At 67.2% G+C, this 14530-nt stretch carries 16 protein-coding genes; 10 read left to right on the top strand and 6 right to left on the bottom strand.

Translation table 11 applies throughout. The features are described 5' to 3' along the window. Window positions 1-34 precede the first annotated feature (34 nt). The gene (murI, locus tag GGR48_RS01175) at window positions 35-832 is read right to left on the bottom strand and encodes a glutamate racemase (RefSeq protein ID WP_183950017.1); all 798 of its coding nucleotides are present in this window, start codon (window positions 830-832) and stop codon (window positions 35-37) included. Window positions 833-936: 104 nt separating this feature from the next. Between murI and plsY the strand changes: the two genes are divergently transcribed. From plsY to topA, 4 genes are all read left to right on the top strand, one after another. Beyond that, a complete protein-coding gene (gene plsY / locus GGR48_RS01170; RefSeq protein WP_183950015.1) occupies window positions 937-1542 on the top strand; it encodes a glycerol-3-phosphate 1-O-acyltransferase PlsY in 606 nt (201 codons plus the stop codon). Next, the gene (gene dprA, locus GGR48_RS01165) at window positions 1535-2614 is read left to right on the top strand and encodes a DNA-processing protein DprA (RefSeq protein ID WP_183950014.1); all 1080 of its coding nucleotides are present in this window, start codon (window positions 1535-1537) and stop codon (window positions 2612-2614) included. The genes plsY and dprA overlap by 8 nt, the downstream gene beginning before the upstream one ends. Then, window positions 2611-3117, top strand: a complete 507-nt coding sequence (locus tag GGR48_RS01160; RefSeq protein WP_183950012.1) for a GNAT family N-acetyltransferase — start codon at window positions 2611-2613, stop codon at window positions 3115-3117. Before dprA ends, GGR48_RS01160 begins: the two co-directional genes overlap by 4 nt. Window positions 3118-3327: 210 nt before the next feature. Beyond that, on the top strand, window positions 3328-5925 hold the full coding sequence (topA, locus tag GGR48_RS01155) for a type I DNA topoisomerase (RefSeq protein WP_183950010.1): 2598 nt from the start codon (window positions 3328-3330) through the stop codon (window positions 5923-5925). A gap of 43 nt (window positions 5926-5968) precedes the next feature. On the opposite strand, the gene GGR48_RS01150 is transcribed toward topA, so the two are convergent. Continuing rightward, the gene (locus GGR48_RS01150; RefSeq protein ID WP_183950008.1) at window positions 5969-6277 is read right to left on the bottom strand and encodes a hypothetical protein; all 309 of its coding nucleotides are present in this window, start codon (window positions 6275-6277) and stop codon (window positions 5969-5971) included. A gap of 77 nt (window positions 6278-6354) precedes the next feature. Further along, window positions 6355-7197, bottom strand: coding sequence for a pantoate--beta-alanine ligase (gene panC, locus GGR48_RS01145; RefSeq protein ID WP_183950006.1), 843 nt, complete (start codon window positions 7195-7197; stop codon window positions 6355-6357). 75 nt (window positions 7198-7272) lie between these two features. Between panC and GGR48_RS01140 the strand changes: the two genes are divergently transcribed. From GGR48_RS01140 to pgmG, 3 genes are read left to right on the top strand one after another with little or no spacing between them, the layout of a single operon-like run. Continuing rightward, complete coding sequence (locus GGR48_RS01140) at window positions 7273-8082, top strand: division plane positioning ATPase MipZ (protein WP_183950004.1); 810 nt, start codon at window positions 7273-7275, stop codon at window positions 8080-8082. Window positions 8083-8094: 12 nt separating this feature from the next. Further along, window positions 8095-8364, top strand: a complete 270-nt coding sequence (locus tag GGR48_RS01135) for a DnaJ domain-containing protein (protein ID WP_183950002.1) — start codon at window positions 8095-8097, stop codon at window positions 8362-8364. Then, complete coding sequence (pgmG, locus tag GGR48_RS01130; protein WP_183950000.1) at window positions 8357-9730, top strand: phosphoglucomutase/phosphomannomutase PgmG; 1374 nt, start codon at window positions 8357-8359, stop codon at window positions 9728-9730. Before GGR48_RS01135 ends, pgmG begins: the two co-directional genes overlap by 8 nt. Window positions 9731-10056: 326 nt before the next feature. Here the strand turns inward: pgmG and GGR48_RS01125 are convergent, their stop codons facing one another. Together GGR48_RS01125 and GGR48_RS01120 are read right to left on the bottom strand one after the other, a co-directional pair. Beyond that, window positions 10057-11166, bottom strand: coding sequence for a carboxypeptidase family protein (locus GGR48_RS01125; protein WP_183949999.1), 1110 nt, complete (start codon window positions 11164-11166; stop codon window positions 10057-10059). A 1-nt stretch (window position 11167) separates the two neighbouring features. After that, window positions 11168-11785 (bottom strand): DUF4136 domain-containing protein, encoded by a 618-nt coding sequence (locus tag GGR48_RS01120; protein ID WP_183949997.1) that lies wholly within the window; start codon window positions 11783-11785, stop codon window positions 11168-11170. A gap of 188 nt (window positions 11786-11973) precedes the next feature. Here GGR48_RS01120 and ykgO point away from each other — a divergent pair, with 188 nt between their 5' ends. Then, window positions 11974-12099, top strand: a complete 126-nt coding sequence (gene ykgO, locus GGR48_RS01115; protein WP_003046794.1) for a type B 50S ribosomal protein L36 — start codon at window positions 11974-11976, stop codon at window positions 12097-12099. A 15-nt stretch (window positions 12100-12114) separates the two neighbouring features. Beyond that, the gene (locus tag GGR48_RS01110; protein ID WP_338110550.1) at window positions 12115-12768 is read left to right on the top strand and encodes an HAD family hydrolase; all 654 of its coding nucleotides are present in this window, start codon (window positions 12115-12117) and stop codon (window positions 12766-12768) included. Between the two features lie 107 nt (window positions 12769-12875). On the opposite strand, the gene GGR48_RS01105 is transcribed toward GGR48_RS01110, so the two are convergent. Then, window positions 12876-13481 carry a L,D-transpeptidase family protein gene (locus tag GGR48_RS01105; RefSeq protein ID WP_183949995.1) on the bottom strand — a complete coding sequence of 202 codons (606 nt, stop codon included), beginning with the start codon at window positions 13479-13481 and terminating at the stop codon, window positions 12876-12878. A 198-nt stretch (window positions 13482-13679) separates the two neighbouring features. Here GGR48_RS01105 and GGR48_RS01100 point away from each other — a divergent pair, with 198 nt between their 5' ends. Further along, window positions 13680-14405, top strand: coding sequence for a murein L,D-transpeptidase catalytic domain family protein (locus GGR48_RS01100; protein WP_183949993.1), 726 nt, complete (start codon window positions 13680-13682; stop codon window positions 14403-14405). Window positions 14406-14530: the final 125 nt, after the last annotated feature.

Here is a 14530-nt window from a genome sequence, read left to right as displayed (position 1 = left end):
TTCGACTTCGCTCAGCCTGAACGGAGGTGGGAGGTCAGAGAGCCTCGATCCGCGTGAAACCTCGCGCCGCCAATCCCGGACGCAGCGCTTCTTCCCGCTCGCCGGGTCGCGTGAACACCGCTACCCCCTCGCCCGGATCAGCGGGCCAGTCCTGTCCCTGCGTCAGGAATGCGATTCGCCGCGCGATGCCCGGCCCACCATCGACGAAGCGCACCGCATGCGGCGCCGCTGCCGCCAGTTCCGCCTCGACCAGCGGGAAATGGGTGCAGGCATTGACGATGACGTCGATCTGCTCGCCCCCCTCTTGCCCGAACAGCCCGTCCAGCACCGCCGTGAAGGATTCGGGCGCCAGCGTCTCGCCGCGCAGCTTCGCCTCGGCCAGTTCGACCAGTTCCGCCGAGCCGTGCCGGATCACCCGGCAATCCCCGCCGAACTTCGCCGCGAGGTCATCGACATAGGCCTGCCGCACTGTCGCGCGCGTACCGAGCACGCCGATCGTGCGCGTCCCGCTCATCGCCGCCGCCGGCTTGATCGCGGGCACCGTGCCGACGACCGGCAGGTCGAGCGCCGCACGCACGGCGGGCAGCGCGATGGTCGAGGCGGTATTGCACGCGATCACGATCAGCCGCGGATGGTATCGCTCCGCCAGTCGGCCGAGCAACGTGGGCACCCGCGCCGCAATCTCGGCCTCGGTCTTTTCCCCATAGGGAAAGCCCGCGCTGTCCGCGACATAAACGAAGGGCGCGCTCGGCAGGACAGCGCGCGCCGGCCCCGCGATCGACAGCCCGCCCACGCCGGAATCGAAGAACAGGATGGGTCGCGCATCGCTCATCCGATGGTCTTTAGGACGCTCTCCGGTGCGAGGCCAGTACCGCCCGACATTGGACAGGCCGATATCGATGTTCTATGTCTGTCCCGGAGCACAGGGGAAGACTATTGCCGACCGAAATCATCTGGGGGCCGCCGACCTGGGCCTTGCTGATCGGCTATCTGCTGGGGTCGATTCCCTTCGGCGTCATCCTGACGCGCGTGGCCGGCGCGGGCGATCTTCGCAGTATCGGATCGGGCAATATCGGCGCGACCAATGTGCTGCGCACCGGCCGGAAGGGTCTGGCCGCCGCGACGCTGATCCTCGACCTGTTGAAGGGCGTCGTCGCCGTGCTGGTCGTGCGTTACTGGCTGCCCGGCGAGGAGGCGCTGGCGGCGGCGGCCGCCTTTGTCGGCCATTGCTATCCGATCTGGCTGAAATTCCGTGGTGGCAAGGGCGTCGCCACGCTGATGGGCGTCGTCACCGCGCTCTACTGGCCGCTGGGGCTGGTCTATGCGGTGGTCTGGCTGGGCCTGCTCGCCACCATCCGCATCTCGGCGGTGGCGGGGATGACGGCGGCGATCAGCGCGCCGCTGGCGGCGGCGGTGATGGGGCGGTTCGACCTGGTCCTGCTGCTGATCGCGCTGGCGCTGATCGTCATCTGGAAACACGGCTCGAACATCGATCGGCTGCTGGCGGGCACCGAGCCGCGCATCGGTAAAAAGCGTGACTGATGCCCGGTTCGCGCGGCTCCGGCTGCTGCGGACGCATGGCATCGGACCCGTCACCTGGCGCCAGTTGATGGCGCGATTCGGGACGGCGGAAGCCGCACTCGACGCCCTCCCCCAGCTCGCCCGGCGTGGCGGCGGCGAAGCGCCGAAGGCCGCCGATCCGGCCGTGATCGCGCGCGAGATCGAGGCGGTGGCACGGCTCGGCGCACGGCATGTGATGCTGGGCGAGGCCGATTATCCACCGCTCCTCGCCGAACTCGACACCGCGCCGCCCGCGCTGATCATACGCGGCGACATCGGTCTGGCGCGGCGCGGCGGCGTCGCTCTGGTCGGTGCGCGCAATGCCTCGGCCGCGTCGTGCCGGTTCGCGCGCGGGCTGGCGCAGGACCTGGCGGCGCAGAACGTGCCCGTCACCTCTGGACTGGCGCGCGGCATCGACACGGCGGCGCATATCGGCGCGCTCGACGGCGGGACGATCGGCGTCATCGCCAGCGGCATCGACATCGCCTTTCCGCCCGAGAACGCCCGGTTGCAGGAGGAGGTGGCGACGCGTGGCCTGCTGATCGCCGAACAACCGCCGGGCACCCAGCCGCTGGCCCGCCACTTCCCTTCGCGCAACCGGATCATCGCAGGTCTTGCACAAGGGACCGTGGTGGTCGAGGCCGCGCCGCGCTCCGGCTCGCTGATCACCGCACGGCTGGCGGGCGAGGCGGGACGCGAGGTGATGGCGGTCCCCGGCCACCCCGCCGATCCGCGCGCGCAAGGCTGCAACATGCTGATTCGGGAAGGTGCGACGCTGATTCAGTCGGCCGGGGACATCCTCGAACAGATCCGCCCCATCGACCCGCGCATGGTCCGCGCGCCCGAGATGCCCTACACGCCCCCGCCGCCCGAGGAGGCCAGCGACGCCGACCGCCGGCGGGTGAGCGACCTGCTCGGCCCGGTCGCGGTGACGATCGACGAACTCATCCGCCAGAGCGGCCGCCCGCCTGCGATCGTCCAGACGATCCTGCTGGAGCTGGAGCTGGCCGGTCGACTGGAACGCCATGCGGGCGGCCGGGTGGCGCTGGCATGATCGAGACCGAGCGCCTGACCTTGCGCCCCTATACGCCCGGCGATTTCGACGCCTATGCGGCGATGGTCGCCGATCCGGTGGTGGTCCGCCATGCCGGTGCGCCGATGACCGGTGAGGAAGCCTGGGCGCGGCTGCTGCGCTATATCGGCCACTGGTCGGTGTTCGGCCATGGCCTGTTCGCGGTGCTGGACAAGGCCAGCGGGGCCTATCTCGGCGAAACCGGCTTCATGGATTTTAGGCGAGAGGTCGACCCGAAACTCTTGCCCTCCCCGCCCGAGGCGGCCTGGGTCTTCACCAGCGCCGCGCATGGCAAGGGCTATGCGTTCGAAGCGGCCGACGCCGCGCATCGCTGGATGGCGGAAAGACATGCGCCGGCGGCGACCCAATGCATTATCGCCCCCCCCAATTCGGGCTCGATCAGGCTGGCGGAGAAGCTGGGCTATGTCCTGCATGACCGGCCGCATTATCGCGGTCCGGCGTTGCGGTTCCTGCGAGAGGGTTGAGCGTGGCCTTCGACTTCGCTCAGGCTGAACGGAGGTTTGGGGTGCCCGACACCTATCCCATCAGCCGTTCAGCCTGAGCGAAGTCGAAGGCCACACCCCAACGCCACCCCCGTCCCAGCCCTGACCAAGGGCACGGCCAACCCCGCTTGACGGCCCCCCGCCCCCTCCCCATCCTCGCGTACACACGTAAGGGACGTAGTTTTACCACTCATGCAGCTTGTCATCGTCGAATCGCCCGCCAAGGCGAAGACCATCGAGAAATATCTGGGTTCGGACTACCGCGTCCTGGCGAGCTATGGTCACGTCCGCGACCTGCCGCCCAAGGACGGCTCGGTCGACCCGGACCAGAATTTCGCGATGGAGTGGGAGAATTACGCGGACAAGGCGCGCCAGCTCAAGGCGATCGCCGACGAGGCCAAGAAGGCCGACCGTCTGATCCTGGCCACCGACCCTGATCGCGAGGGCGAGGCGATTTCGTGGCACGTCCAGGAGGTGCTCAAGAACCGCAAGGCGCTGCCCGACAAGGTCGAGCGGGTGACGTTCAACGCGATCACCAAGCCCGCCATCCTGCACGCGATGCAGAATCCGCGCGAGCTGGATACCGACCTGATCGACGCCTACCGCGCACGCCGCGCGCTCGACTATCTGGTCGGCTTCACTTTGTCGCCGGTGCTGTGGCGCAAGCTCCCCGGCGCCAAGTCGGCGGGGCGCGTCCAGTCGGTCGCGCTGCGCCTGATCGTCGGGCGCGAACGTGAGATCGAGGCGTTCAAGCCCCAGGAATATTGGTCGGTGACGGCCGATATGGAGCAGGACGGCACCCCCTTCGTCGCGCGGCTGGTCCAGTGGGAGGGCAAGAAGCTCGACCGCCTGTCGATCGGCAATGAAGGCGACGCCACCCGCGCCAAGGCGGATGTCGAGGCGGGCCGGTTCCAGGTCCAGTCGGTCGAAACCAAGCCCGCGACGCGCAACCCGCCGCCGCCCTTCACCACCTCGACCCTGCAACAGGAAGCCGCGCGCAAGCTGGGCTTCTCGGCCGATCACACGATGCGGATCGCGCAGCAGCTCTATGAGGACGGCGCGATCACGTACATGCGGACCGACGGCGTCCAGATGGACGGCTCGGCCATCTCGGCGGCGCGCAAGGCCGTGGCCGACCGCTATGACGCGTCATACGTCCCGGACAAGCCGCGTGTCTATCAGTCGAAGGCGAAGAACGCGCAGGAAGCGCACGAGGCGATTCGCCCCACCGACTTCTCCCGAGACCATGCCGGATCGGGCGATCATGGCCGCCTCTACGACTTGATCTGGAAGCGCGCGCTGGCGTCGCAAATGGCGTCGGCGCGGATGGAGCGGACCACCATCGACATGGCCGACGGCACCGGGCGTCATGTGTTGCGCGCGACCGGCCAGGTCGTGCTCTTCCCCGGCTATCTGGCGCTCTATGAGGAAGGTCAGGACGACAGCCAGGATGAGGAAGCGCGCCGCCTCCCCCGCCTGCGCGAGGGCGATGCCCCCGCCAAGAAGGAGGTCAAGGCCGAGCAGCACTTCACCCAGCCACCGCCGCGCTTCTCCGAGGCGTCGCTGGTCAAGCGGATGGAGGAACTCGGCATCGGGCGTCCGTCCACCTATGCCTCGATCATCAAGACGCTGAAGGACCGCGCGTACGTGCGCGTCGAGAAGAACCGCTTCTTCGCCGAGGAGAGCGGGCGGCTGGTGACGGCGTTCCTCGAACGCTTCTTCGAGAAATATGTCGGCTATGACTATACCGCCGAACTGGAAGAGGAGCTGGACGACGTGTCCGGCGGCCGCGCCCAGTGGCAGGCGGTGCTCGACGCCTTCTGGCGCGACTTCAAGCCGCGCACCTCGGAGGTGATGGAGCAGCAGCCCTCGGCCATTACCGCCGAACTGGATCAATTCCTCGCGCCTTACCTCTTCCCCGAGCGGGCGGACGGGGCGGACCCGCGCCTGTGCCCGAACTGCGGCGAGGGCAAGCTGGCGCTGCGCGGCGGTCGATTCGGCGCGTTCATCGCCTGCTCCAACTATCCCGAGTGCAAATATACCCGCCGATTCGCGCAAGGGGGCGAAGGCGCGGGCGAGGGTTCGGGCCCCGAAACGCTGGGTCAGGACCCCGAAACCGGGCTGCCGGTCGAGCGGAAGTCGGGGCGATTCGGCCCCTATATCCAGCTGGGCGAGGGCAAGGACGCCAAGCGCGCTTCGATTCCCAAGGATGTCGATCTCGACCTGGAATGGGCATTGAAGCTGCTCAGCCTGCCGCGCACCATCGGCAATCACCCGGAGACGGGCGAGCCGATCACCGCGTCGATCGGGCGCTATGGTCCCTATCTGGCGCATGCGGGTAAATATGCGCGGCTGACGTCGACATCGGATGTGTTCGAAACGGGCATGAACGCCGCCGTGGTCAAGCTGGCCGAGGCGGCGGCGGGCGGTGGACGGGCGGCGCGTGGGACCGCGTCGCGCGAACCGCTGAAAATACTGGGCAAGCATCCGCGCACCGAGGCGGAGATCAAGCTGATGGAAGGGCGCTATGGCCCGTACGTCACCGATGGCGAGACGAACGCGACCATCCCTAAGACGGTCGACAAGGATCAGCTGACGCTGGAAGAAGCCGCGCAACTGATCGACGCGCGGGCGGCGGCGGCACCGGCGCGCAAGAAGCCGGCGAAAAAGGCCCCGGCCAAGAAGGCGGCGACCAAGACGGCCACATCGAAGACGGCGGCCGAAAAGAAACCGGCGGCCAAGAAGGCGCCCGCCAGGAAGGCGGCGGCGAAACCGAAGAGCGACGCCTGATCCCGTCCTCCCCAACGAGGCGGATCGGCGCGGCGCGGATCGGTCAGGCCGCGCGCATCTGCGGCGTACGGCTGCTGTAGAGGAAGTTGCGGGCCTGACGCTGCGCCTCGGCGATGTCGCGCGGGCTCATGTCCGTCGCGATCTCGGCCCGGGCGATCTGCGCCGGCAGAAAGCCCGCCACCGCCGCCAGGTTGAACCATTTGTGCGCCTCGATCAGGTCGTATCGGACCCCGCCCGACCCGGTCGAATAGGCGACCCCCAGATCGTACATCATCGCGCCGTTCTGGCCGGTCGCCTGATCGACGAGCCGGCTTTCCGTCAGGAACTGCGCGCTCTTGCTGCTATTGGCCATATGAGCCCCCGTTGTCGAACATCCTTCGTGTTCGACTCGGAGAATATGCCCAATACGGTCACAAATTGGTTAATCGATTAACCGTCCGTGATAGCGATGTTATCGATCAATCGGGTCGCGCCCATGCGTGCGGCGGCGAGCAGGCGGCGGGGACGATCGGCGGCGGGATCGGGTGCCAGCGTCTCGGCATCGGCCAGCGCGATATAGTCGACCTCGAACCCCGCGGCGGTCAGCGTGGCGCGGGCATCAGCCAGCACGGTCGCCGCCTCCTCGCCCCGCCCGATCGCGCGCGCGGCGACGCCGAGGGCGCGCGGCAGCGCCACCGCCTTGACCCGCTGTTCCTCGTCGAGATAGATGTTGCGCGACGACAGGGCCAGGCCGTCATCGTCGCGCTGGGTCGGCACGCCGACGATCTCGATACCGAAGTCCAGATCGGCGACCATGCGGCGGATCACCGCCAACTGCTGGAAATCCTTCTCGCCGAAATAGGCGGCGTCGGGCTTCACCTGGTTGAACAGCTTGGCGACTACCGTGGCCACGCCGTCGAAATGGCCGGGGCGCGATTCGCCGTCATAGCCTTCGCTGACGCCGGCGACATGGATCGTCGTCGCATGCCCGTCCTGATACATCGCCTCGACGCCCGGCATCCAGACCAGGTCGCAACCCGCCTCCGTCAGCATCCGGATGTCGGCCTGCTCGCGACGGGGATAGCGGCCCAGATCCTCGTTCGGCCCGAACTGCTTGGGATTGACGAAAATGGACGCCACCACCTTGGTGCCCGGACGCTTCGCCGCCTCGATCAGCGCGATATGCCCGGCATGGAGCGCGCCCATGGTCGGTACGAAGGCGATGCGCACGCCATCGGCCCGCAGCGCCGCAAGCGCCGCAACCAAGGCTTCGCGATCCCGAATGACTTGCACTGATTTTACCCCTCGTTCCCCACGCCGAGGGCTTCTATGTAGGGTGGCAACGGGGATCAATAAGGAAGCGACGAGTTGCCGGAACGGCTATCTTCAACGCACGTCATTGTCTTTGCCAATGAAAAAGGCGGCACAGGCAAATCGACGACGGCGGTTCATGTGGCGATCGCGCTGGCCGCGAAGGGCGCACGCGTGGCGTGTCTCGATCTGGATCATCGCCAGCGGACGGTGGGCCGCTATCTCGACAATCGGGCCGAGACGATCAAGCGCACCGGGCACAAGCTGCCCATGCCGGTGCACGCGACGCACAGCAGCCAGACCGAGGAGGGGTTCGAGGAACTCTGGTTCGGCCTGTCGCAGGATGCCGACTTCCTGATCGTCGACACGCCCGGCCGCGACGACCATTTCGCGCGGACGGCGGCGGCGCTGTCCAACACGCTGGTCACGCCGATGAACGACAGCTTCGTCGACTTCGACCTGATCGGACAGGTCGACCCGGAGACGTTCCAGGTGACGCGCCCCAGTTTCTATTCGGAGCTGATCTGGGACGCGCGCAAGCAGCGGGCCCGCGCCGATGGCACGACGATCGACTGGGTCGTGCTGCGCAACCGCCTGCAGCATATCGAGGCGCGCAACATGCGCCGCGTGTCGGACGCGCTGACCGACCTGTCGCGCCGGGTCGGCTTCCGGGTGATCCCGGGCCTGGGCGAGCGCGTCATCTATCGCGAGATGTTCCCCAACGGCCTGACCATGATCGACGCCAAGGAATTCGGCGCGATGGGTCTCGGCCATGTCGCCGCGCGGCAGGAGCTGCGCGAGATGATGGCCGCGCTGCAACTGCCCGAGGCCTGGGCGGAAGCCGGCGCGCGGCCCGATGCGGCCTGATCGGGCGCACCCGTGAAATGGCTGCTCGCGCTGCTCGTCATCTGGCTGGTGTGGCGCTATCTGCCCCGCCCCAAAAAGGCGGCACCACCCCCGCGCCTGCCGCAGGATGAGGCGGAGGCGCTGGCGATCCTCGACCTGCCGCCCCAGGCGGATGCCGAGGCCATTCGCCAGGCGCATCGCCGGCTGGTCGCGCAGGTCCATCCCGATCGTGGCGGTTCGGCCGATCTGACGCGGCGGGTCAATGCCGCGCGCGACCTGCTGCTGGACCGCCGGCATGGCTAGGCGCGCCGCCGCCATCCATCCCACGGCGCTGCGCGAATATGACGTGCGCGGCACCGTGCCCGAAACGCTGGACGAGCGCGCGGCCTATGCCGTTGGGCGCGGCTTCGCCACGCGGGTGCGGCGCGCCGGTGGCACCCGTATCGCGGTCGGCCGCGACGGCCGGCTCAGCTCGCCCGCGCTGGAGGCGGCGCTGATCGAGGGGCTGACGGCGAGCGGCGTCGATGTCATTCGCCTTGGCCTCGGCCCAACGCCGATGGTCTATTTCGCCGAAGCGACCCTAGGGGTGGACGGCGCCGTACAGGTAACGGGCAGCCACAATCCCCGCGACGACAATGGCTTCAAGATGGTGCTGCAGCATCGCCCCTTTTTTGGCGAGGATGTGCAGGACCTCGCGCGCATGGCGGCGGCACGCGACTGGACCGAGGGCGCAGGGACGGTCGAGGCGGTCGACATCCTCGACGCCTATGTCGACCGGCTGCTGGCCGGTTTCGAAGGCGGCGAATATCGCATCGGCTGGGACTGCGGCAGCGGCGCGGCCGGCCCCGTCATCGAAAAGCTGGTCCAGCGCCTGCCGGGTGAGCACCATACGCTGTTCACCGATGTGGACGGTCATTTCCCGCATCATCACCCCGATCCGACGGTCGAGGCGAACCTAGAGGCGCTGAAACGGCTGGTCGCCGACAGACGCCTCGATTTCGGATTCGCTTTCGATGGCGATGGCGACCGAATCGGCGCGGTCGATGGTCGGGGCCGGGTGATCTGGGGCGACCAGATCCTGATGATCCTCGCCGGCCCGACGCTCGCCGAGCATCCCGGCGCGCCGATCGTCGCCGATGTGAAGGCGAGCCAGGCGCTGTTCGACCATGTCGCCGGCCTGGGCGGACAGCCGGTGATGTGGAAGACCGGGCACAGCCTGATGAAGACCAAAATGGTCGAAACGGCGGCGCCGCTGGGCGGCGAGATGTCGGGGCATATGTTCTTCGCCGGCGAATGGTACGGCTTCGACGACGCCCATTACGCCGCGATCCGCCTGATCCGCGCGGCGCATCTAGCAGGCCGATCGATGACCGAGCTGCGCGGGGCCATGCCGGCGATAGTCGATATTCCCGAGACACGGATCACGGTGGCTGAGGCGGACAAGTTCGCCATCGTCGAGCGGGTCTGCGCGGCGTTGCGCGCTCAGGGCGCGGACATCAACGAGACGGACGGCGTCCGGGTGCGGACGGCGGACGGCTGGTGGTTGTTGCGCGCGTCCAATACCCAGGCGGCGCTGACCGTGCGCGCCGAGGCGGGGGATGCGGCTGGGCTTGCGCGAGTGTTGGCGGAGTTGGACCGTTATCTCGCGGCGGAGGGGGTTGCGCGGTAGGTGCCGGCGCGTGGCCTTCGACTTCGCTCAGGCTGAACGGAGGGCAGGATAAGGTTCGCGCAGAGGCGCGGAGGACGCAGAGGTGTCTGGTCCCGCCGCAGCTGCGGCACTGTCATCTTAACGCTTGTAGGGAAACGGAGGGCTGCCGCCCGCAAACCTCTCTGCGTCCTCTGCGCCTCTGCGCGAACACAGACCTTGCTCACCCTTCGTTCAGCCTGAGCCCTTCGACTGGCTGGCAAGCCAGCCGCTCAGGATAAACTTCGGCGCTCGCGCCGAAGTCGAAGGCCAAGGGAAGCCCTCTCCCGGAGGACCTCCCCTACCCCAGATCAAATCTCCCCGATCATCTCGCTCAATACCTCCAGGCACGACACACCCAGTTTCGCCGAGCGTTCGCCCGACCAGCCGTGGACGCGGTCCGGATTGGCGACATGATCCTTGAACGGCATTTCCAGCGTCACCGACACCGCACCAAACCGCTCGGCGAGCTGGTTGGTCGACATGGACAGGTTGGCATTGCCCGCACTCGCCTTCTCATAGCCCATCTGGGTCTGGAAATCGGGCGTGTGGGCGGCCAGGCGACGGCCGAATTCATAGAATTTGGCGCCGTGATCCTCGGTCCAGCTGGGAATGCCCTCATAGCCGGCGATGAAGTTGGCGGGGATCGCCTCGTCGCCATGCGCGTCGATCGCGAAGTCGACCCCCGTCTCGTCCATCCGGTTGCGCACGCACAGCACTTCCGGGCTGCGCTCCGGCGTGGGCGTGTGCCATTCGCGGTTGAGGTTCACGCCGGCGGCATTGGTGCGCAGATGGCCGCGCCGCGTGCCGTCCGGGTTCATGTTGGGCACGACGTGCACGGTCGCCGCCGCCAGCAGCGATTCGGCGGCCGGGCTGGTCAGCCAGTCGAGTGCGCCTTCCATCCACCATTCGGCCATCGATTCGCCCGGATGCTGGCGGGCATAGAGCCACACCTGCTTCGGTCCCGAACCGATTCGGAAATAATCGATCGGCTGGCCGTCGAGCGTCTGGCCCAGTTCCTCGTGATGCACGCCGCGGCCCGCGATTCGCGCGACCAGATCATGGTGCCGTTCCATGGTGTACGGCTCGAAATAGGCGAACCAGGCGAGATCCGTCTCGCCCGTCCACTGCCATGTGAGCACGCCGTCGGTATAGGTCGTCGGCGTCATCCGCCAGTCCTGCCGGTCGGTCGAGGCGCGGACGTGATAGCCGGGCCAGCCTTGCGGAAAGGCGGAATCGGTGCCGTTCAGGATGCGGAAGGTCAGCGTCCGCCCCTTCGCGCCGCCGACGCGGAAATAGAACCACTGGTAGAAATCGGACTGGTGATCGGCGACGATCTCCAGGTCGACCCGGTCGCCCTCGATCGCGACCACGCGGATATTGCCGCTGTCGAACGCGGCGTTGATCGTCAGGTCGCTCACCTCACTTCACCTCGATCGTGCGACCCGATTCGCCGGGGAAGCCGGTGAACAGCGCATTGGCCAGCTTGGCCGCCTGTGACGGGGCGTCGATCTTGGCCAGCGTTTCGACCGGGGCCATGTTGCGCGCGCTGCCTTCCCAGATCGGCGACTGGTCCATGCGGCGCTTGATCTGGACCGACAGCTCGGTGCCGATGATCTCCTGCGGGCGGCTCTTGCCGATGGGCAGGCTCAGCCCGCCACCCAGGCCGACACCGCCGCCACGACCACCCGAGAAGCTGCCGCCCCCCAGCCCGATCGAAAAGGGCGACGGACGCGGCGGCCCCAGCCGGTTGGCGCGGGTGAAGGCCACGGTCGCGATATAATCGGGCTGCGCATCCCCCTGGGGCAGCGCATAGCCGTTACGCAGCAGCGCGGTCTCGACCGCCGCAGCATAGGTCTTGAACTCGATGCTGGCCGGGCCGGTGCTCGACAGCGGTTCGACCCGGATGGTGCCGCGCGCGATCGGCTCGCCCAGGTGATAGCGGATCACCTCGGTCGGCGGCAGGCGCCCGCCCGTGGTGGAACAGGCGGCCAGCGTTCCGGCGGCGGCCGCGAGGATCAGGAGCGAGCGGGCTTTCATGCGTTGAAGACACCTTGAAGGATGTTACGGATGGGCAACGCATGACATATGGGGGATGATCCGGCGGCGGAAGAGGGCATGGCGATCATGACCCATCCGTCATGCCGGAACCTTGACTTCAGTGCCGGTTGCCACTAGGCGGCGACGCTTTCCAGATCACCTCCAGTTCAAAAAGAAGCGAATCGATCATGAAGATCCGCAATTCCCTGAAGTCGCTCAAGGATCGTCACCGGGACAACCGCGTGATCCGCCGTCGCGGCCGCACCTACGTCATCAACAAGACCAACCGTCGTTTCAAGGCGCGCCAGGGCTAATCAGCCTTGCCGCCGATCGACCAGGACGCGTCCGGCCGCTTGGCCGATCCGCGTCCCGATCGGCCGACCGCCGTCATCTTCGACGTCGGTCGCGTCCTGTACGACTGGGACCCGCGCATCCTGTATCGGCGCCTGATCGCGGACGATCGGGCGCTCGATGCGTTCGTGCGCGATGTGGTTACCACCGAATGGCATTTCCAGCATGATGCTGGCCGCGACTTCGCCGACACCTCGGCGGAGCTGATCGCGCTGCATCCGCACCATGCCGACCTGATCGGCGCCTGGGGGCCGCGTTTCCGCGAGAGCATCGGCGACCCGATTCCGGGCATGCACGAACTCGTCGCCGAACTGGATGCCGCCGGCATCCCGCTGTTCGCGATCACGAACTTCAGCCATGAATTCTGGCCGCCCTTCCGCATCCAGGAAGCGGCGCTGTTCGATCGATTCCGCGACATCGTGGTGTCGGGGACCGAGAAGCTGGTGAAGCCCGATCCCGCCATCTACCATCTCGCGCTCGCCCGGTTCGGGCTGGAGCCGCGGGAAGCGGTGTTCATCGACGACAATCAGGCCAATATCGATGCGGCGGCGAAGCTGGGCATCGTGGCGCTGCACTTCACTGATGCGGCAGCCTTGCGACCGCGTCTGCGGGACTTGGGTCTGGTAGTCTAGCCGCAGCGACAGCCCTTGCGCTTCGACTTCGCTCAGCGTGGACGGAGTGCGGTGCTGAAATCCCACGACCGTTCAGCCTGAGCGCAATCGAAGGCCACGCGAGACGCTTACGGATTGAGCGACGCCAACTGCGCCTGATTCGCCTGGCTGGCCTCGGTCTGCAACAGCATCGGATCGAGATGATCGCCGACCATCTGGTCGGTTACCACCACGGTGGTGCCCACCGACGTCGTCTCGAACAGCTTCTTGGCGAACGCGGCCGGCAAGCGGATGCAGCCATGCGAATCGGGGAAGCCCGGATTATTGCCCGCATGCAGCGCCACGCCGTCCCAGGTCAGCCGCTGCATGAAGGGCATGGGCGCATTGTTGTACAGGTTGCTGCGATGCATTTCGCGCTTCTGCAGGATCGGGAAGATGCCGACGGGGGTATCCTTGCCATCCTTGCCGGTCGACACGGACGCCGCCGCGACCATCGTCTCGCCGCGATAGACATAGGCACGCTGCATCGGCAGGCTGACGACGACCGTGACCGGCATGGCGACCGGGTCGACAGCGTCGACTTGCGGATCGGCCCAGACGAAGCGATTCGGGGCAAGTGCGGCGGCGGCCTGCGCGATGGTGGCGGTCGCCGCGCCATCGTCGGCGGCCATGGCCGGTGCGGCGAAACCCAGCGTCGTCGCGCCCAGCAGGGCGGCAAAAGCGAGAGCCTTCATATCCCTTTTCCTTGGCGAGTTCATAAATTCTTAAACCCGTCAAGCCACAATTTGTGCCGAGCGAAATTTTTTGCGGTGCGACGGAACTTTCGTCGAGTTGATGGAACAGAACGATCAACCGATGCCCGATGGGCAGAAATTCCGGCTCTGTTCTGCTATCTAGGGAGTCGCGGGACTTCTGGGGTTAGAAGGATCATAATGCTCGAAAATCTGGACGCGGCGCCGGGTCGGCGCGCGCTGTTGAAGAACGCGCTGGTTCTAGCCGGCGCACTGGCGGTGCCGGGGGCGGTCAATGCGCGTCAGCGTCTGACGGGGCGGGATCTGCAGCCCATGCGGCAGCCGCCGCTGCCCAATCACCCGACCATGCCCAACCCGGTCGAGGTCGCGTCGCGCCCCGTCATGGCGTCGCCGCGCGTCGTCCGCCCCGCCCTGTTCCGCGAGGCGATGGCCGCGCTGCAAAAGCATGGCAGCCGCGTGCACCAGCGCGACCGGATGGCGATCGTCGACTTCGCGGTCGGTTCGTCCGAACCGCGCCTGCACCTGATCGATCTGGTCAGCGGCAAGAGCCAGTCGCTGCTCGTCTCGCACGGCAGCGGGTCGGACCCGTCGCACAGCGGCTATCTCCAGCGCTTCTCCAACGCGTTCAACTCGAACGCCAGCAGCGAGGGCGCCTTCCTGACCGACAATTATTATGTCGGCAAGCATGGCCGGTCGCAGCGGCTGATCGGGCTGGACCCGACCAACGACAATGCGCTGGGCCGCGCGATCGTGATCCACTCGGCCTGGTACGCCAATCGCGACATGATCAAGACGCACGGCATGCTGGGCCGCAGCCAGGGCTGTTTCGCGGTCGGCGAGAACGACCTGGACCGCGTGTTCGCCAATCTCGGCCCCGGTCGGATGATCTACGCCGCGAAGGTGTAATCTTAATCCTCCCCGGCACGGGGAGGTGGCAGGCCGCAGGCCTGACGGAGGGGGATCGCCACGCGGGACGTCCCTTGCGGCACTCCCCCTCCACCATCCTGCGGATGGTCCCCCTCCCCGTACCA

Origin of the sequence: Sphingomonas pseudosanguinis, assembly GCF_014196255.1 — a bacterium.
GTDB lineage: Bacteria > Pseudomonadota > Alphaproteobacteria > Sphingomonadales > Sphingomonadaceae > Sphingomonas > Sphingomonas pseudosanguinis.
The sequence above is the reverse complement of the archived record's forward strand: the minus strand, read 5'-3'. Positions and strand labels throughout refer to the sequence as shown.